General features: G+C 64.9%; 16 protein-coding genes. 7 read left to right on the top strand and 9 right to left on the bottom strand.

Annotation, left to right across the window (positions count from 1 at the left end):
• Positions 1 to 235 precede the first annotated feature (235 nt).
• Both B9Z01_RS10965 and B9Z01_RS10960 read left to right on the top strand, forming a co-directional pair.
• Positions 236 to 1,018 carry an HpcH/HpaI aldolase family protein gene (locus tag B9Z01_RS10965; RefSeq protein ID WP_085482787.1) on the top strand — a complete coding sequence of 261 codons (783 nt, stop codon included), beginning with the start codon at positions 236 to 238 and terminating at the stop codon, positions 1,016 to 1,018.
• Positions 1,015 to 1,749 carry a tetratricopeptide repeat protein gene (locus B9Z01_RS10960; RefSeq protein WP_085482785.1) on the top strand — a complete coding sequence of 245 codons (735 nt, stop codon included), beginning with the start codon at positions 1,015 to 1,017 and terminating at the stop codon, positions 1,747 to 1,749. Before B9Z01_RS10965 ends, B9Z01_RS10960 begins: the two co-directional genes overlap by 4 nt.
• A gap of 79 nt (positions 1,750 to 1,828) precedes the next feature.
• On the opposite strand, the gene rodA is transcribed toward B9Z01_RS10960, so the two are convergent.
• The 5 genes from rodA to B9Z01_RS10935 form a co-directional block, all read right to left on the bottom strand.
• Positions 1,829 to 2,977: a rod shape-determining protein RodA gene (gene rodA, locus B9Z01_RS10955; protein ID WP_085482783.1), complete on the bottom strand. Its 1,149-nt coding sequence runs from the start codon at positions 2,975 to 2,977 to the stop codon at positions 1,829 to 1,831.
• Positions 2,978 to 2,987: 10 nt separating this feature from the next.
• Positions 2,988 to 5,354 carry a penicillin-binding protein 2 gene (mrdA, locus tag B9Z01_RS10950; protein WP_085482781.1) on the bottom strand — a complete coding sequence of 789 codons (2,367 nt, stop codon included), beginning with the start codon at positions 5,352 to 5,354 and terminating at the stop codon, positions 2,988 to 2,990.
• A gap of 166 nt (positions 5,355 to 5,520) precedes the next feature.
• On the bottom strand, positions 5,521 to 6,033 hold the full coding sequence (gene mreD, locus B9Z01_RS10945) for a rod shape-determining protein MreD (protein WP_085482779.1): 513 nt from the start codon (positions 6,031 to 6,033) through the stop codon (positions 5,521 to 5,523).
• On the bottom strand, positions 6,030 to 7,217 hold the full coding sequence (gene mreC, locus B9Z01_RS10940; RefSeq protein ID WP_085483507.1) for a rod shape-determining protein MreC: 1,188 nt from the start codon (positions 7,215 to 7,217) through the stop codon (positions 6,030 to 6,032). Before mreC ends, mreD begins: the two co-directional genes overlap by 4 nt.
• Positions 7,218 to 7,371: 154 nt before the next feature.
• Positions 7,372 to 8,415: a rod shape-determining protein gene (locus tag B9Z01_RS10935; protein ID WP_004189550.1), complete on the bottom strand. Its 1,044-nt coding sequence runs from the start codon at positions 8,413 to 8,415 to the stop codon at positions 7,372 to 7,374.
• A gap of 375 nt (positions 8,416 to 8,790) precedes the next feature.
• Here B9Z01_RS10935 and gatC point away from each other — a divergent pair, with 375 nt between their 5' ends.
• The 5 genes from gatC (at position 8,791) to B9Z01_RS10910 (ending at position 14,112) form a co-directional block, all read left to right on the top strand.
• Positions 8,791 to 9,090: an Asp-tRNA(Asn)/Glu-tRNA(Gln) amidotransferase subunit GatC gene (gatC, locus tag B9Z01_RS10930; RefSeq protein ID WP_018419087.1), complete on the top strand. Its 300-nt coding sequence runs from the start codon at positions 8,791 to 8,793 to the stop codon at positions 9,088 to 9,090.
• Positions 9,091 to 9,290: 200 nt separating this feature from the next.
• A complete protein-coding gene (gene gatA, locus B9Z01_RS10925; protein WP_085482777.1) occupies positions 9,291 to 10,778 on the top strand; it encodes an Asp-tRNA(Asn)/Glu-tRNA(Gln) amidotransferase subunit GatA in 1,488 nt (495 codons plus the stop codon).
• A 5-nt stretch (positions 10,779 to 10,783) separates the two neighbouring features.
• On the top strand, positions 10,784 to 12,259 hold the full coding sequence (gatB, locus tag B9Z01_RS10920) for an Asp-tRNA(Asn)/Glu-tRNA(Gln) amidotransferase subunit GatB (protein ID WP_085482775.1): 1,476 nt from the start codon (positions 10,784 to 10,786) through the stop codon (positions 12,257 to 12,259).
• Positions 12,260 to 12,424: 165 nt separating this feature from the next.
• On the top strand, positions 12,425 to 13,264 hold the full coding sequence (locus tag B9Z01_RS10915) for a PPK2 family polyphosphate kinase (RefSeq protein ID WP_085482773.1): 840 nt from the start codon (positions 12,425 to 12,427) through the stop codon (positions 13,262 to 13,264).
• Positions 13,265 to 13,332: 68 nt separating this feature from the next.
• Positions 13,333 to 14,112 carry an exodeoxyribonuclease III gene (locus tag B9Z01_RS10910; RefSeq protein WP_085482771.1) on the top strand — a complete coding sequence of 260 codons (780 nt, stop codon included), beginning with the start codon at positions 13,333 to 13,335 and terminating at the stop codon, positions 14,110 to 14,112.
• Between the two features lie 82 nt (positions 14,113 to 14,194).
• Here B9Z01_RS10910 and B9Z01_RS10905 read toward each other — a convergent pair whose 3' ends face one another.
• The 4 genes from B9Z01_RS10905 to metX are packed head-to-tail and all read right to left on the bottom strand — an operon-like array spanning position 14,195 to position 18,730.
• Entirely contained in the window at positions 14,195 to 15,589 is a 1,395-nt protein-coding gene (locus B9Z01_RS10905; protein ID WP_085482769.1) for a M48 family metallopeptidase, read from the bottom strand.
• Positions 15,571 to 16,965, bottom strand: coding sequence for an AmpG family muropeptide MFS transporter (locus B9Z01_RS10900; RefSeq protein WP_085482767.1), 1,395 nt, complete (start codon positions 16,963 to 16,965; stop codon positions 15,571 to 15,573). The genes B9Z01_RS10905 and B9Z01_RS10900 overlap by 19 nt, the downstream gene beginning before the upstream one ends.
• A 14-nt stretch (positions 16,966 to 16,979) precedes the next feature.
• On the bottom strand, positions 16,980 to 17,588 hold the full coding sequence (gene metW / locus B9Z01_RS10895; RefSeq protein ID WP_085482765.1) for a methionine biosynthesis protein MetW: 609 nt from the start codon (positions 17,586 to 17,588) through the stop codon (positions 16,980 to 16,982).
• Positions 17,585 to 18,730 (bottom strand): homoserine O-succinyltransferase MetX, encoded by a 1,146-nt coding sequence (gene metX, locus B9Z01_RS10890; RefSeq protein ID WP_085482763.1) that lies wholly within the window; start codon positions 18,728 to 18,730, stop codon positions 17,585 to 17,587. The genes metW and metX overlap by 4 nt, the downstream gene beginning before the upstream one ends.
• Between the last annotated feature and the right edge of the window lie 146 nt (positions 18,731 to 18,876).

The raw sequence follows: 18,876 nt of genomic DNA, 5'->3' as shown, positions 1-18,876 counted from the left end.
CGAGGCCCGCCGGTTCGCCGCGAGGCACGCCCCTCGCGAGGCCGCCGCCTGATCCCACCCTCGCGTTATTGACACGGTATGATCGTTCCGACAACCACACGGAGCGAGACATGCCGGTCACCGCATTGCGTCGCAGCAGGCATCGAGGCCGTCAGCGCCCCGGTTTCCGCCTGGCTTCCTATCTGCCCCCGCTTATCGCTTCGCTTCTGGCTGAAAACCTGTGCGAGGCCGGCCGATGAGCACCTTCACCAATCCCCTCAAGCAACGTCTGAAGGAACCCGTGCCGCTGTTCGGGCTGTGGCTGTCGCTCGGCAGCGATGCGGCCGCGGAAGCGCTCGCGCACGCCGGCTTCGACTGGCTGCTGATCGACATGGAGCACGCGCCGAACGATAGCGGCGGCGTCGAATCGCAATTGCGCGCGATCGCCGCTGCGCATCTGCCGAGCGAACCGGTGGTGCGCGTGCCCGCGAGCGAGCCGTGGCTCGTCAAGCGCGTGCTCGATGCCGGCGCGCGCACACTGATGTTCCCGAATATCGAATCCGCTGAAGAGGCGGCACGCGCCGTGCGTCTCACCCAGTATCCGACCGCGCAAGCGCTGGGTGGCGAGCGCGGCGTCGCGGGTGTCGTGCGCGCGGCCGGCTACGGCATGCGGCGCGACTACGTGCAGACGGCTAATGCGCAGATATCGACGATCGTGCAGATCGAGTCGGGGCGCGGCTTGCAGGAGGTCGAGAAGATCGCGGCGACGCCGGGCGTCGACTGTGTGTTCGTCGGGCCGGCCGATCTGGCCGCGAGCCTGGGTCATCTCGGCGACGCCAAACACGCGGACGTGCAAGCGGCGATGGCGCGCATCGTCAGCGCCGCAGACAAGGCCGGCATCGCCGCGGGCATTTTCGCGATGGACGTGGCGGGCGCGCGGCAGCATCGCGATACGGGCTTTCGCTTCATTGCGCTGGCCGCCGACGTCATCTGGATGTTGCGTGCGACCCGGCAGGCATTACAGGAGGTGAGGTCATGAACGGCAGAGTGCAGGGCGTCGCTGGGCAGGTTGCGGTGCAGGTGGCCGCTCATGTTGCCGTCGCGGTGGCGCTGCTCGCGAGTGGCGCATTGGATGCCGCGTACGCGCAGGATCGGGTCGCGAAGTCGAACGATCCGCAGACGCAATCCGCGGTGGCCGACTACAACGCCGGCAATCTCGGCGCGGCGCTGACCGAGTTCCGCCAGGCCGCCGAGCGCGGCAGCCGGCTCGCCGAATTCAATTACGCGATGATGCTGCTCAACGGCGAGGGCACGCCCGTCAATGTCGAGGAAGGCAAGAAGTGGCTGCGCAAGGCTGCCGACGCGAACATGTCGCACGCGCAATACGTGTACGGCAAGATGTATGACGATGGCGAGTTCGTCGCGCGCGACCCGGTCGAGGCGCATCGCTGGTTCATGAAGGCAGCGGAGCAGGGACACGTGCAGGCGGAACTCGCGCTCGCCAATCAGTTCCTCGACGGACGCGGCACCGAGCGCGACAACAAGCAGGCGTTCATCTGGTACAAGAAAGCCGCGCAGGGCGGCGACATGACCGCGCAATACGTGACTGGCTCGTTCTACGAGCGTGGCGGCGACGGCGTCGACCAGAACCTGAACGTGGCGCGCGCGTATTATGCGGCTGCGGCTGCGCAGGGCGACCCGGCGGCGCGTCTGAAGTATCAGCAACTGAGCGCGCAGTTACGCGATCAGAAGGAAATGAAGCCGCAGTAATGAAAAAAGGGCGCTCCGATCGGGCGCCCCTTTGTGCATTTCCGTTCCTGCATTCCTGCATTCCTGCGTGCCGCAGGCGTTAGCTCTGCATCAGCCGCTTCTGCCGCGCGACGCTCATGATGAGCCCGATCGCGACCCCCAGCGTAGTCAGCGCGGTGCCGCCGTAACTCATGAACGGCAACGGCACGCCGACCACCGGCAGAATCCCGCTCACCATGCCGATGTTGACGAACGCGTAGGTGAAGAACGCCATCGTCAATGAGCCGGCCAATAATCGCCCGAATAGCGTTGCGCCATTGGCCGCGATATACAGCCCGCGTGCGATCAGCAGCATGTATAGCGTGAGCAGCACGATCCCGCCCGCGAGCCCGAACTCCTCGGAAAACACCGCGAAAATAAAGTCTGTGTGCTTCTCGGGGATGAACTCCAGATGCGCCTGCGTGCCCTTCAGCCAGCCCTTGCCGAACGGCCCGCCCGAGCCGATCGCAATCACCGCCTGGATCGTGTGGAAGCCCTTGCCGAGCGGGTCGGAGGTCGGGTCGAGCAGCGTGCAGATGCGGTGCTTCTGGTAGTCGTGCATCAGCGGCCACTGCACTTCGGGCTGGCAGATTTTGTCCTGAAACGCCGCGATCGACGCGACCGCGATCACGCACGCAATCAGCACCGGCACGATCAGCTTGAAGCTCAGGCCCGCGAAATAAATCACGAAGAAGCCGGCCGCGAACACGAGCACGGCCGTGCCGAGGTCGGGCTGCTTCGCGATCAGACCGACCGGCACCGCGAGAATCACGAAACCGACCAGATAGTCGTACCAGCGCATCACACCTTCGCGGCGCTGGTAGTACCACGCGAGCATCAACGGCGTCGCGATCTTCAGGATTTCGGACGGCTGGATGACCACGCCGACGTTGATCCAGCGCTTCGCGCCTTTGCGCGTGAGGCCGAACATGGCGACCGCGACCAGTAGCGCGATCCCGAACGTATAGAGCGGGACCGCGAAGCGCATGAGCGTATTGGGCGGCACATTGGCGAGCGCCCACATCAGCACGAAGGTCAGCAGGATGTTGCGCAACTGGTCTTCCACGCGGCCGGGCATGTCGAGAGTCGCGCTGTACAGCGTGACGATGCCGACGCACAGCAGCAGAAACACGATCAGTGCGAGCGGACGGTCGAAGCCCACGAACATCCGTTTGATGCGGTCGAGCCAGGCGCGCTTGTCGAATTGCATGCCTTTCTCCTTATTCGTCGATGCCGCCGGCGGCCGGCTGGCGTGGCGACGCATCCTGGACGGCGTCCTCGCGCGATGGCGCCACCACGGTCGGCGCCGGCTCGCTCGCCGGACGGGGTTTATGCGGTGCGCCGGACGAACGCGACGCGGATTTCTTTGCCGCGGCGGAAGCCGAAGCGGGCTTGGCTGCCGACGCGGCTCGCGCTGCCTTGGCAGGCGCGGTGACCGGCGCCGTTGCCGCAGTGCCAGCCGACGCCGCCAGCGGCGCAGACGAACCGTTCGCCGCCGAAGCCGCGACAGCAGCCGAGGCACCCGACGCCGCCCCGGCAACCGCCGCGTCCGACGCCCCCGACAGGGCCGTAAAGCCCGCCGCGATCTTGATCGGCTGTGCGCTGTCGCGTGACGGCGGCGCGTCGCCGACCTGCGGCGCGGACGCGTCGAGCGTCGCCGAAGCCGCCGCCGCGACGGCTGCCGCTTCGGCGCCCGGCTTGTTCCTGCCGATGAGGTAGTAGTCGAGCACCTTGCGCGCGATCGGACCCGCCGCCTCCGCGCCCCAGCCGCCGTTTTCGACGATCAGCGCGAGCGCGATCTTCGGCTGCTCGGCGGGCGCGAACGCGATGAACAGCGCATGGTCGCGCAGATGCTCGGCGATCGCGTGCCCCCTGTAGTTCGCGCCCTGCAGCGAGTAGACCTGCGCCGTACCGGTCTTGGCGGCCGCCTGATACGGTGCGCCCGCGAACACCTTGGCCGCCGTGCCGTTCGTCGCGACGCCTTCCATCGCACGCTTGATGAAGTCGATGTCCTGCTGCCTGACCGCGATCTTGTCGCTCGGATCGCGCACGACCGGCCGCGTTTCCTTCGTGATCGGATTCTCGATGTCGCGCACGAGGTGCGGCTTCATGACGACGCCGTTGTTCGCGAGCGTCGCCGTGGCATGAGCGAGCTGCAGGATCGTGAACGAGTTGTAGCCCTGGCCGATGCCGAGGCTGATCGTCTCGCCTTCGTACCACTTCTGCTGCTCGGGCTTGCGGTAGGCCTTGCGCTTCCACTCGGTGGACGGCAGGATGCCACGCGCCTCGCCCGCGATGTCGATGCCGGTGATCTGGCCGAAGCCCCACGGCTTCATGAAATTCGCGATGTTGTTGACGCCCAGGTCGTGCGCGAGCATGTAGAAATACGTGTCGTTCGACACGACGATCGCGCGGTTCATGTCGACCCAGCCCTGGCCCGAGCGCACGTCGTTGCGGAACGTGTGACCGCCGAACGTGTACGAGCCCGGATCCTGGAAGCCCCAGCCCGGCGTGCGCTTGTGCAGTGTCAGCGCGGCGAGCGCCATGAACGGCTTGTAGGTCGAACCCGGCGGATAGGTGCCGTGCAGCGGCCGGTTCAGGAGCGGATGGTCCGGCGAGTTGTTGAGTTCGTCCCAGGTCTGCTGGTCGATGCCGTCGACGAAGGAATTCGGATCGAAGCTCGGCGCCGACACGAACGCGAGCACGTCGCCGGTGGACGGCTCGATCGCGACCAGCGCGCCACGGCGCCCGGCGAAGGCTTGTTCAGCAACTTGCTGCAAGCCGATGTCGAGCGACAGCTCGAGGTTGTTGCCCGGCGTCGCCTGGGTGCGCGACAGCGTGCGCACGGGCCGGCCGCCCGCCGTCACTTCGACTTCCTCGAAACCGGTCTGGCCGTGCAGCTCGGTTTCATAGCTCTGCTCGACACCGATCTTGCCGATGTAGTCGGTGCCCTTGTAGTTGTTGGCATCGAGGCGCGGATCGTAGTGGTCCGGATCGCTGTCGTTCTGATCGCTCGCGTCGTCGATGCGCTCCTGGTCGCGCTGCGAAATCCGCCCGATGTAGCCGATCACGTGCGCGGCGGTCGGCCCGAGCGGGTACTGGCGAAACAGCCGCGCGCGCACTTCGACGCCCGGGAAGCGGAAGCGCTGTGCGGTGAAGCGCGCGACTTCGTCGTCGGTGAGGCGCGTGCGGATCGGCAGACTTTCGAAGTTCTTCGAGTCTTCCTGCAGCTTCTTGAAGCGGCGGCGGTCGCGCGCGTCGATCGAGATGACCGTGGCAAGGTTGTCGATCACGTTGTCGAGCGTGTCGTTCAACTTCGACGGCGTGATTTCGAGCGTGTAGGCCGAGTAGTTTTTCGCGAGCACGACGCCGTTGCGGTCGGTGATGATGCCGCGGTTCGGCACGATCGGCGCGACGGAAATGCGGTTTTCGTCGGCCTGCAGCGAGTACTTGCTGTAGTGCCAGACTTGCAGGAACAGGAAACGGAAGCCGATCAGCCCGAAGCAGACGAACACGAACAGGCCCGCCGCCGCGACGCGCAGGCGGAATTTCGTGAGCTGCTGTTGAGTGTCGTTGAATTCGGTCATGCGATTCTGCAAAAGGCCGGTTTGCGGCCATCAAGAGTGTGCGCCCAATCCGGCCGGAACCAGGGGCAGGAACTGCAATGCGCGCCGGGCCGGCCGGCGGCGCGCGGGTTGCGTCGTGCTTCGTTGCGATTCGCCCAACGCAGCGGCCGGCGGGCCCGATGCGGAATCAAATGGGCCGCGTGTCGTCCGGGTCGGCGGGTCGGCGCTGCGGCATCAGCAGCAGCACGCTCGCGACCGGCCACAACGCGGCTTCGACGAAACCGTCGATCAGATAACTCCAGCCCGGAAACGCCGCGCCCGTCAGCAGACGGATCACGAACGGCACCAGTTGCGCGACGACCAGAAGCGGCATGACCGCGAACATCTGCACGCCGAGCGACATCCACAGCACGCGGCGGTGAATCGTGATCGCGCCGTACGACAGCAGCGTATACGCGAGCGCGTGCTCGCCGAGCAGGCTCGCGTTGTGCACGTCCATCAGCAGGCCGAGCAGGAACGCGATGCCCATGCCGACCTTGCGCGGCTGATGCACGTTCCAGAACAGCAGCACGAGCGCGACGAAATCCGGTACGCCGGCAAGGCGTCCCCACGGCATCAGGTTCAGCAGGAACGCCGCGGCGAGGCTGAACGCGATGAAGTACGGATTGACCGGCTGCAGGATGTATTGCGGGCGGTTCATGGCTGAGCCCCCGGCGTGGCTTGCGGCTTCACATTCTTCGCGGCGGCCGGTTTCTCGGCTTGCTTGTCGGTCTGCTTTTCAGTCTGCTTGTCAGTCTGCTTCTCGGCTTTTTTGCCGGCGGCGGACTTCTCGGATTTCTTCTCAGCGGCGGCAGCCTTGACCGGCGCTTTTTCCGCGGACTTCGCGGCGGGTTTGGCGGCCGCGGCTTTGTCGCCGGCGGTCTTGTCGGCTGCTTTGGCCGCGGATTTATCCGCCGTGCCCTTGCCGTCCGCCGGCTTGCCGCCCTTTTTCGCTTTCGCTTCCTTCGCGGCCGTGGCTGCATCGGGCTCGTCGGCCGGGCGCGGCGGCACGTTGTTCTCGACGTGCAGCACGAGCACCTGACGCGCGCCGCGCACCGCCGCGACGGGCAGGCTGACCACGTGCGCAAACGCGGTGTCGGCCAGTTTGTCGACGCGCACGACCTTCGCGACCGGCAGCCCCGGCGGATACACGCCGTCGAGTCCGCTCGTGACGAGTTCGTCGCCGGCTTGCACGTCGGCGCTGATCGGCACGAAGCGCAGATCGAGCGTGTCGCCCTTCGGCGTGCCGTAGATCACGCTGCGCAAGCCCGTGCGCAGGATTTCAACCGGCACGGCCTGATCTTTGTCAGTGAGCAGCGTGACTTCCGCCTGCAGCGGGAACACGCGCGTAACCTGACCGATCACGCCGTCTTCGTTGACGACCGGCGAGCCGTTCTGGATGCCCTGCTGCGCGCCGCGTCCGATCACGACCTTCTGCGTGAACGGGTCGCGCGTGTCGTACTGGATTTCGGCCGGCAGCGATTGCGTGGTCAGGTGCTGCGACAGTTGCAGCAGCGCACGCAGATGACCGTTTTCGGCGGCAAGCGAGGCGGCCGTGTTGGCTTGCTGCGAGAGCAGCAGATCTTTCGCGCGCAGCTTCTCGTTTTCGTTGCGCAGCGCGGCGCTGGTCACGGCGAGGTCGGCGGCGCCCATGAAGATGTCGCGCGGCACGAGGGCCGCGCGCTGCAACGGATAAAGACCCGCGCCGAGCACGCCGCGGACGATCTCAAGCGTCTGGAAGCGGGCATCGGAGATCAGCAAGGCGATCGCCAGCACGACAAAGAACACGAGTCGTGCGAGAGCGGAGGGGCCTTGCTTGAACAGGGGCGGCGGACTGTATTCCATGGTCGGCGCCGGGGGCGTGAGCGGTTGGGTGAGACAGCGGCGCGCGAGGCGCGCGCGGTCAGCGCGCGGCGGCTGGTTGGCCCAGCCAACGGCAAAGCGGCCCACAAGGGGCCGTGTGCCAGATCCGCGCTACTGACATGGGAGAAAAGCTCGCTTACTCGTACGAGAAGATGCTGCCGAGCTTGTCCATGCGCTCGAGCGCCATGCCCGAGCCGCGCACGACGCAGGTCAGCGGGTCTTCGGCGACGAGCACCGGCAGGCCGGTTTCTTCCGCGAGCAGGCGGTCCAGATCGCGCAGCAGCGCGCCACCGCCCGTGAGCATCATGCCGCGTTCGGCGATGTCGGCGCCGAGTTCCGGCGGCGTTTGCTCCAGCGCGATTTTCACCGACGACACGATCTGGTTCAGCGGATCGGTGAGTGCTTCGAGAATTTCGTTGCTCGAGATCGTGAAGCTGCGCGGAATGCCTTCCGACAGATTGCGACCCTTCACTTCCATTTCCTTGACTTCGGAGCCCGGGAACGCGGAGCCGATTTCCTTCTTGATCGCTTCGGCGGTCTGTTCGCCGATCAGCATGCCGTAATTGCGGCGGATATAGTTGACGATCGCTTCGTCGAACTTGTCGCCGCCGACGCGCACCGAACCCTTATAGACGATGCCGCCGAGCGAGATCACGCCGACTTCGGTCGTGCCGCCGCCGATGTCGACGACCATCGAGCCTGTTGCTTCCGAAACCGGCAGACCGGCGCCGATCGCGGCGGCCATCGGCTCTTCGATCAGATAGACCTGCGAGGCGCCCGCGCCGTGCGCGGCTTCCTTGATTGCGCGGCGCTCGACCTGAGTCGAACCGCACGGCACGCAAATGATGATGCGCGGCGACGGCGAGAACATGCGCGATTCGTGAGCAGTCTTGATGAACTGCTTGATCATCTGTTCGGTGACGGTGAAGTCGGCGATCACGCCGTCTTTCATCGGGCGGATCGCCTCGATGTTGCCCGGCACCTTGCCGAGCATCTGCTTGGCTTCCTTGCCGACCGCCTGGATGGTCTTTTTGCCGTTGGGGCCGCCTTCCTGGCGGATCGACACGACCGACGGTTCGTCGAGCACGATGCCCTTGCCACGCATATAGATGAGCGTGTTGGCGGTGCCGAGGTCAATCGCCAGATCGTTGGAGAAGTAGCTGCGCAAAAAGCCGAACATTCAAAAATCCTGTCTCGCTGGGGGCCGGGCCTCGCACCGTATGCGTAGGGCGGCAGCGGAAAAATAACAGCTCCAGCCCGGCGAAGTGGCGCCACAGGAACTTGAAGCTGCGGGGGAGTCTACCGGAGGCCGTTGCGAAGCCAAGGCGGAAAACACCGGACGTTCTTGGGAATTGTCCGTAAGGCCTTGGTAAGTCGGTCCGGGTTTGGGTCGAACGCGTAATGATACCTTATAATTTTGGATGTTTTGAAGGACACGGAGGGCACTTTTTGCTGCAACCGGTCCTTTTTCAGGATTGTCCTAATGCGCCGTAACCCGCTGTTACAACGCGGTTTTTTTAAGTATTGCGACGCTCTACCCCTTTTCGGTGACTGCATGGCTCTGACCCTGACAGATGTGAAACGCATTGCGCATCTCGCGCGGCTCGAACTGGCCGACGCCGACGCCGAGCACACGCGTGCCCAGCTCAATGATTTTTTCGGCCTCGTCGAGCAAATGCAGGCGGTCGATACCACCGGCATCGCCCCGCTTGCCCATCCGATCGAGCAGATCGAAGACGTCGCGCTGCGGCTGCGCGATGACGCCGTAACCGAGACGGTCGAACGCGAGGCTTTCCAGCGTCCGGCGCCGGCCGTGCAGGACGGCCTGTACCTCGTGCCGAAGGTGATCGAATAAGCCCCGTTCCGGCCAGCCCGGCGCGGCTCGCGGGCAAGCGCCATGCGCCTCGCGCGGCGCGGCCCCGGCAACCGGTAACCGGCACGACCCGCGCTGTGCGCGTTGCAGCGCAAGCTTTCCCGGTCCGGCTTGCCGGCGGGCAGCCGAACGCCTTCACGGCAGCATGACCACGCTGCCGCGCTTATCCAGGATAAAACGCAATGCATGAAAAAAGTCTGACTGAACTGCGCGCCGCACTGGCGGCCAAGGAATGCTCCGCAGTCGAGCTGGCGCAGTCGTATCTGAATCGGATCGACGCGGCCAAGGGCCTGAACGCGTTCATCCAGGTCGATCCCGAACTGACGCTCGCGCAGGCGAAAGCCGCCGACGCGCTGCTGCACACCGGCCACGCCGGCCCGCTCGTCGGCCTGCCGATCGCGCACAAGGACGTGTTCGTGACGAAGGGCTGGCGCTCCACGGCCGGCTCGAAGATGCTCGCGAACTACGAAAGCCCGTTCGACGCGACCGTCGTTGCGCGTCTGCAGAACGCCGGCATGGTGTGCGTGGGCAAGACCAACATGGACGAATTCGCGATGGGCTCGTCCAACGAGAATTCGTACTTCGGCCCGGTGCAGAATCCGTGGGACCGCAAGGCCGTGCCGGGCGGTTCGTCGGGCGGCTCGGCCGCCGCCGTGGCCGCGCGTCTCGCGCCCGCCGCGACAGGCACCGACACCGGCGGCTCGATCCGTCAGCCGGCATCGTTCGCGGGCATCACCGGCATCAAGCCGACGTACGGCCGCGTGTCGCGCTACGGCATGATCGCGTTCGCGTCGTCGCTCGATCAGGGCGGCCCGATGGCGCAAAGCGCCGCCGACTGCGCGACGCTGCTCAACGCGATGGCCGGCTTCGACGAGCGCGATTCGACGAGCCTCGCGCACGAGCACGAAGACTACACGCGCTACGTCGGCAAGCCGTGGCAGGAAGGCGGCGCGGACAAGCCGCTCGCCGGCCTGCGCATCGGCCTGCCGAAGGAATACTTCGGCGCCGGTCTCGCCGACGACGTGCGCGCGTCGATCGACGCAGCGCTCAAGCAATACGAAGCGCTCGGCGCGACGCTGGTCGACGTCTCGCTGCCGAAAACCGAGCTGTCGATCCCCGTCTATTACGTGATCGCGCCGGCGGAAGCCTCGTCGAACCTGTCGCGTTTCGACGGCGTGCGCTTCGGCCACCGCGCCGCGGAATACCGCGATCTGCTCGACATGTACAAGAAGTCGCGCGCCGAAGGCTTCGGGCCCGAGGTGAAGCGCCGCATTCTGGTCGGCACCTACGTGCTGTCGCACGGCTACTACGACGCGTACTATCTGCAGGCGCAGAAGATCCGCCGCATCATCGCGCAGGACTTCCAGGAAGCGTTCAAGCAGTGCGACGTCATCATGGGACCGGTCGCGCCTTCCGTTGCATGGGATCTCGGCGCGAAGGGCGACGATCCGGTGCAGATGTATCTGGCCGACATCTACACGCTGTCGGTGAGCCTTGCCGGTCTGCCGGGCATGAGCGTGCCGTGCGGCTTCGGTGCGGGCGCGAATGCGCAGCGCCCGGTCGGTTTGCAGATCATCGGCAACTATTTCAACGAAGCCCGGATGCTCCAGGTGGCCGACGCGTTCCAGCGCGCGACCGACTGGCACCGTCAGGCACCGGCAGGAGTGTGAGCACCATGACCAAACAATGGGAAGTCGTGATCGGTCTGGAGACCCACACGCAGTTGTCGACGCATTCGAAAATCTTCTCGGGCACCGCGACGCAATTCGGCGCCGCGCCGAACACGCAGGCGAACCCCGTCGACCTCGCCTTGCCGGGCACGTTGCCGGTCATGAACCGCGGCGCCGTGGAGCGCGCGATCCAGTTCGGTCTCGCGATCGGCGCGACGGTCGCGCCGCGCAGCATCTTCGCGCGCAAGAATTATTTCTATCCCGATCTGCCGAAGGGCTATCAGATCAGCCAGTACGAAATCCCCGTCGTGCAGGGCGGCCAGGTGACGATCCAGGTGCCGGCCAACGAAAAAGCGGGCAAGGAAGCGTACGAGAAAACCATCAACCTCACGCGCGCTCACCTCGAAGAAGACGCGGGCAAGTCGCTGCACGAAGACTTCGCAGGCATGACCGGTATCGATCTGAATCGCGCCGGCACGCCGCTGCTCGAAATCGTTACGGAACCTGAAATGCGCAGCGCGGCCGAGGCGGTTGCCTATGCGAAGACGCTGCATACGCTCGTCGTGTGGCTCGGTATCTGCGACGGCAACATGCAGGAAGGCTCGTTCCGCTGCGATGCGAACGTGTCGGTGCGCCCGGTCGGTCAGCAGGAATTCGGCACGCGCGCCGAGATCAAGAACCTGAATTCGTTCCGCTTCCTCGAAGAGGCGATCCAGTACGAAGTGCGCCGCCAGATCGAGCTGATCGAGGACGGTGGCACGGTGGTGCAGGAAACGCGTCTGTACGATCCGGACAAGCGCGAAACGCGCTCGATGCGCAGCAAGGAAGACGCGCACGACTACCGCTATTTCCCCGACCCCGACCTGATGCCGCTCGTGATCGACGCCGCGTGGGTCGAGCGTGTGAAGAGCGGGATGCCGGAGCTGCCCGAGGCGATCCAGCAGCGCTTCGTGTCGCAATACGGCCTCACGCCCTACGACGCGAACGTGCTCATATCGAGCAAGGCGATGGCCGCGTACTACGAAGCGGTGGTCGCGAAGGTCGGCCCGGCGAACGCGAAGGTCGCGGCCAACTGGCTGATGGGCGAAGTGTCGTCGCAACTGAATCGCGAAGGGCTCGAGATTTCCGCGTGCCCGGTGTCGTCCGCGCAACTCGCGCTGCTTTTGCAACGCATTGCCGATGGCACGATCTCGAACAAGATCGCCAAGGAAATCTTCCTCGCGATCTGGGAAGAGAAAGCCAGCGACGAAGCCGCCGCCGACCGCATCATCGAGGCGAAGGGCCTGAAGCAGATTTCGGATACCGGCGCGCTCGAAGCGATCATCGACGAAGTGCTCGCCGCGAACCAGAAGTCGGTCGACGAATTCCGCGCCGGCAAGGAGAAGGCGTTCAATGCGCTGATCGGCCAGGCGATGAAAGCGACCAAGGGTAAAGCGAACCCGGCGCAGGTCAATGAATTGCTGAAGAAGAAGCTGTCCTGAATCGACGCGCCACGGCCGGGCGTGCGCGTCCATGGCCTGTTGTTGGCGTGAACAGGACTTGGGCCATCGCGGGCTGTTGCCGGAAACGAAAGTAGGGCGACGGCCCGTTTCATTTTGCGACTCTGCTTTGACGAGTCTCTCGAACGCAGACCACGGAGTGTGTGCATGGCGAAGCAACCCGAACTCGACGATTTCCGCGTGCCGTATTTCGACGACGGCAAGAAGAAACCCCTCTTCTCGCTCGGCGATTTCGACCCGGCGGCCAAGCCGTTTTCGAGCGGTTCGAAAGAGGCGGATCGTGCGCGACTCTCCGTGATCGGCATGCAGCTCGACAATCTGCAGGAGCGTCTGCATGCGCAGAGGAAGCGCCGCGTGCTGCTGGTGCTGCAAGGTATGGACACGAGCGGCAAGGACGGCACGATCCGCGCGGTGTTTCACGAAGTCGATCCGCTCGGCTTGCGCATCGTGCCGTTCAAGGCGCCGACGCCTGTCGAACTCGCGCATGATTTTCTGTGGCGCGTGCATTCGCGGGTGCCCGCCGCCGGCGAGCTGACCATCTTCAATCGCAGTCACTACGAGGACCTGCTCGTGCCGACCGTGCTCGGCGAACTCGACGCGCAGGCGTTCGAGCGGCGTTGTGCTCAGATCCGCCAGTTCGAGGAGATGCTTTCCTACAGCGGCACGACGATTCTCAAGTGCATGCTGCACATTTCGAAGGACGAGCAGCGCACGCGTTTGCAGGCGCGTATCGACGACCCGAACAAGCACTGGAAATTCGACGTGTCCGATCTCGAAGCGCGCAAGCAGTGGGACGCGTATCAGTCGGCGTATTGCGACGCGCTCGCTGCGACGTCGACCGAATATGCGCCGTGGTACGTGATTCCCGCCGACTCGAAGACGCATCGCAACGTGATGGTTGCTGAACTGCTGCTGCGCACGCTCGACGCGCTGAAGCTCGAATATCCGCCTGCCAAGGAATCGCTGAAGGGCGTCAAGGTCGAATGAAAGCGGCTTGGCGTGAACAGGCTCCAGCCCCCTGGCTTTGAAAACGAATCGAACATAAGAGGAACGACATGTTGCGTGTGATTACCGCGAACCTGAACGGCATCCGCTCGGCGGCGAAGAAAGGCTTTTTCGACTGGTTCGGCGAGCAGAAAGCCGACGTGCTGTGCGTGCAGGAAATCAAGTGCTCGCAGGACGATATGACGCCGGAATTCATGGCGCCGCATGACTTCACCGGCTATTTCCAGCATGCGGTGAAGAAGGGCTATAGCGGCGCGGGCGTCTACACGCGTCACGAGCCGGACGAAGTGGTGATCGGCTTCGGCAGCGAGGAATTCGACCCGGAAGGGCGTTATGTCGAACTGCGCTTCGGCAAGCTCTCGGTGATTTCGGTGTACGTGCCGTCCGGTTCGAGCGGTGACGAGCGTCAGCAGGCCAAGTACCGTTTCATGGACGAGTTCATGCCGCATCTCGCTGAACTCGCGCGCGAGCGCGAAGTGATCGTGTGCGGCGACGTGAACATCGTCCACAAGGAAATCGACATCAAGAACTGGAAGAGCAACCAGAAGAACTCGGGCTGCTTGCCGGAAGAGCGCGCGTGGCTCGACAAACTGTTCGACGAAGTCGGCTATGTGGACGTGTTCCGCACGCTCGATCAGCGCCCCGAACAGTACACGTGGTGGAGCAACCGAGGCCAGGCGTATGCGAAGAACGTCGGGTGGCGGATCGATTACCAGATCGCGACGCCGGGCATCGCGGGCAAGGCGAAGCGCACCGACGTGTTCCGCGACATCAAGTTCAGCGACCATGCGCCGCTGACCGTCGACTACGACCACAAGGTCAGGAAGTAAGCGCACGCGGGCGCGTCGTTACTGAGGCGCGCGTCTTTGACCCAAGTCTTCGACCCACTTCTTCGGCCCGCGCGGGGCCGAGTCAGTTGCCGGTCTGCTTGCGGGTCGGCCGGCCGATGCCCGCGTAATCGGGCAACGCATCGACGCTTTTGCCGATCGCCTTCGCGTAGAGCGGCAGCATGTCCGGCAGCCGCTTGATGATGTCCTGGCGACGCGCCGGCGTGTACGGGTGCACGTAGATGAAGCCCTGCTCGCGGTTGCCGCGCGTCGCCTGCGCGATCTTGTCCCACAGCGTGACCGCCGCGCGCGGATCGAAGCCGGCGCGTGAGGCGATATCGCTGCCGATCACGTCGGCTTCGGTTTCGTCGGTGCTCTCGTATTTCATTTCCAGCAGACGCGAGCCGATGCCAAGCGGCGCCATGCCGAGATCGGCAAGGCCGAATAGCTGCGGGATCGTGCCCGACGAATCGAGCTGGCTCGCCTGAAGCTGACCGAGCCGCATGCGCGCATGCTCGCGTAGCGCGTGCGCGATCTCGTGGCCGATCAGCATGCCGAGTTCGTTGTCGTTCAGGCGCATGCGGTCGAGCAGCCCGCCATAGATGACGATCTTGCCGCCCGGCAGGCAATACATGCGGATGTCGTTCGAGCGCACCACCGCCACTTCCCACTTCCAGCCCTTGGCCCGCTCGTTCCACTTCAGCGAGTACGGAATCATCCGGTCGACGATCGAGCGCACGCGCGTGACGTGCGGGTCGGTGTCGCTATAGAGACGATTCGCGTGCTCGGCGCCGTACACGATCTGGCCGAACTCCTGAGTGGCTTGCGCCTCGAGCATCGGCGACGGAATCAGATTGCGGAACACCATGTAGCCGCCGTAGCGCAGTTGCGGGCTGACGTAGTAGGGCGGAGGGATGGCGGCGGCCGGCGCGGATGTTCCGGCAGGCGCTTTCGCGGCGGTGGGTGGTGGCGAAGATTGGGGCGGCTGTGGAGACTGCGCAGCGGCACCAGGCGCGGCGGTGGCCGGGGCACTGCTGCCGGTGCTGGGAGCATTCGCGTTCGTGCCGCTGTTGGGCGCGTTGTTTGTCCCACTGCTTGTGTCGCTGCTTGTGCTGTTGCCTGCGCCGCTGTTGCCGTTTGCGCCAGGCGTTGCCGAGGTCGCGTTTTCCGCGCTTGCGGCGGTCGTCGCGGATTTGGCCGCAGGCGCCGTCGCCGTGTCGGTCGCAGTTGCGGCCGTCGCCGCGGCCGGTGCTGGTGCAGCGGCGCTCGCAGCTGCGCCGCCGCCAGTGCTGCCCGCGCTGCCAGTTGTGGCCGAACCCGCTGCGAATGCGCCCGACGGCATCGTCAGCGCCATGCTCGCGCAGCCAAGCACCCACGCTGTGCGCCGCGCCGCGCGGCTGACACCGTGAGGGAAAGCGCGAGCCGTAGCGAAGCGCTGAGCGCGCGTGATGAGCCTCGCCGTCACGACCGGACCCTCCACGGCGCGATGCGCAACAACAGCAGCATGCCGGGCACGGCGAGCGCGGTACACACCAGGAAGTAGTCGAACCAGCCGATCTTCGCAACGACGTAGCCGCTCGCCGCCGAAGCAAGCGTGCGCGGCACCGAGGCAAGACTCGTGAACAGCGCGAACTGCGTGGCCGTGTAGCGCGGATCGGTGGTGCTCGCGATATACGCGGTAAATGCCGCCATCGTCAGACCGGTCGCGAAGGTCTCGAAGCCGTAGACGAGCGCGAGCGCGACCGAGCGCGGCTCGAGCTGCACGGACCAGTCGATGCCGACAAGCGCAAGCAGCTTCGTCGTCCCCTGGCTCAGCGCAACTGCGATGTCGTAGATTGCCGCGAGGCCGGGCGAATCCGGGCCGAGATGCGCGAGCCAGGCAAAGCCGAGCGTCGACACCATCTGCAGCAGACCGAAAATCCACAAGCCGCGGCCGATGCCGATTTTCATCAGCCAGATGCCACCGACGATGCCGCCCGCGAGACTCGCGCCGAACGCGGTCGTCTTCGCGATCACGCCGATTTGCGTGCGTGAAAAACCGATGTCGAGGAAGAACGATGTGGACAGCGTGGTCGCCATCGTATCGCCGAGCTTGTACAGAAAGATGAAGCCGAGCACGAACAGCGCACCGCTCCAGCCGTCGCGCTGAATGAATTCCCTGAACGGTTGCACGATCGCTTCGCGCAGATTCTTCGGCGGCTTGCCGTGCACCTCGGGCTCACGCACCACGAGCGTCATCACCATGCCCGGCAGCATGAACGCGGCCGTCACGATGAACACCGTGGTCCACGGCAGATGGTCCGACAGGATCAGCGCGAGCGAGCCCGGCACGAGCGCCGCGATCTTGTAGGCGTTCACGTGCACCGCATTGCCGAGGCCTTGCTGCGTGTCGCTCAGCAATTCACGCCGGTACGCGTCGATCGAGATGTCCTGGCTCGCGCCGAAAAACGCGACCAGCGCGGTGAGCGCCGCGACCGTCCAGATCGATTCGCGCGGCGATACGAAGCCCAGTGTGGCGATGGCGCCTGCCACGAGAATCTGCGTGACCAGCATCCAGCCGCGCCGTCTGCCAGGACGCCAGCCCGGCAGACGCGGCACGTAGCGGTCCATCAGCGGCGCCCAGACGAACTTCCACGTGTACGGAAACTGGATCAGCGCAAAGAGGCCGATTTCCTTCAGATTGACGCCCTCGGAGCGCAGCCAGGCCTGCACGAGATAGACGAGCGTGAACAGCGGCAATCCCGACGTGAAGCCGAGAAAGACGCAGATCAGCATGCGCGTATTCAAAAACGCGCGCCAGCCGGGATGTTCTTCGTGAGCGGTAAGTGCGGGCGCCTCGTGCGGCGGGTTCGACATGTGGATAAGTGGCGTTAGCTTTTCTTGACGCGATAGACCGCAAGACTACCACGCCAGTTCACACCCCAACGCACCACCTGCCCATCGTGCAGCACGACCCGGTCGAGAATTTCGATGCCGACTTCGGGCGCGAGTGCTTCGAAGTCCTCGATAGTCAGCACGCGCACGTTCGGCGTGTTGTGCCATTGATAAGGCAGCGACTTCGACACCGGCATGCGGCCTTTCAGCACCGACAGCCGGTGTGTCCAGTAGCCGAAATTCGGAAACGACACGATGCATTCCTTGCCGACGCGCACCGTCTCGCGCAGGATCGCAGCGGTCTGATGGATCGTTTGCAGCGTCTGCGACAGGACCGCGAAATCGAAGCTGCCGTCTTCGAACAGGCGCAGGCCGTCTTCGAGATTCTGCTGGATCACGTTGACGCCGTTCTGCGTCGCCGCGAGCACGCCCGCATCGTTGATTTCGATGCCGTAGCCCTGCACGTCCAGTTCCTCGGTCAGGAGCGACAGCAGCGAGCCGTCGCCGCAGCCGAGATCGAGCACGGTGGCGCGCGGTTCGACCCAGCGGGCGATCGCGCGAAAGTCCGGGCGCAACGCCAGGTAATCAAGTGCTCGCTGGTTCATGCGTTCACCTCGTTCGCAATGCGTTCGTAATAGGCGCGCAGCAGGTTGTGATAGCGCGCGTCGTCGAGCAGGAAGGCGTCGTGGCCGTGCGGCGCGTCGATTTCCGCGTAGGTGACGGTGCGCTTGTGGTCGAGCAGCGCCTTCACGAGTTCGCGCGAGCGCGCCGGCGCGAACCGCCAGTCGGTCGAGAAGCTCGCGATCAGATATTTGGCCGTGGTGTGCGCGAGCGCGGCCGTCAGATCGCCGGCGAAGGCCTTGGCCGGATCGAAGTAGTCGAGCGCGCGCGTAATCAGCAGGTAGGTATTGGCGTCGAAGTAGTCGGCGAACTTGTCGCCCTGGTAGCGCAGGTACGACTCCACTTCGAACTCGACGTCGAAGCTGAAGTTGTAGTCGTCGAGCGCGCCTTCCGCGCGGCGCAGCGAGCGGCCGAATTTCTCGGCCATGTCGTCGTCCGACAGATAGGTGATGTGGCCGATCATGCGCGCGACGCGCAGGCCGCGCTTCGGCTTCACGCCGTGCGCGTAGTAGTCGCCGCCGTGGAAGTCGGGGTCCGACAAGATCGCCGAGCGCGCGACCTCGTTGAACGCGATGTTCTGCGCCGAGAGCTTCGGCGTCGACGCGATCACGATGCAATGGGCAACGCGCTCCGGGTACATCATGCTCCACGCGAGCGCCTGCATGCCGCCGAGGCTGCCGCCCATTACCGCGGCGAAGCGCGTGATGCCGAATTCATCGGCGACGCGCGCCTGCGCATTGACCCAGTCTTCCACCGTGACGACCGGAAACGCGGCGCCATACGGCTTGCCGGTGGCAGGGTCGATGCTCATCGGGCCGGTCGAGCCGAAGCACGAACCGAGGTTGTTCACGCCGATCACGAAGAATCTGTCGGTATCGAGCGGCTTGCCCGGACCGACCAGGTTGTCCCACCAGCCGACGTCTTTCGGATTGTCGGCGTAGACACCCGCCACGTGATGCGACGCGTTGAGCGCATGGCACACGAGCACCGCGTTGCTGCGCGCGGCATTGAGCGTGCCGTAGGTCTCGACCATCAGGTCGTAGCCTGCAAGCGCGCTGCCGTTGCACAATTGCAGCGGCTCGGTGAAATGCATTTTTTGGGGAGCGACGATGCCGATGGAGTCCATTCATTCCGCCATTGAGTCAACAGGGCGGCTAAACGGCGTCGGCGAAGCACGGGGGAGAAGGGCTGTGTGCGCAGCTGACGACCTCTTTAGCCGCATTTATAGTGAACCGCGGGCCGGTGGCCGGTGGTTCGCGCGCCCGCAATCGA

Source organism: Paraburkholderia susongensis (genome assembly GCF_900177725.1).
In the GTDB taxonomy this organism is placed as follows: domain Bacteria; phylum Pseudomonadota; class Gammaproteobacteria; order Burkholderiales; family Burkholderiaceae; genus Paraburkholderia; species Paraburkholderia susongensis.
The sequence above is the reverse complement of the archived record's forward strand: the minus strand, read 5'-3'. Positions and strand labels throughout refer to the sequence as shown.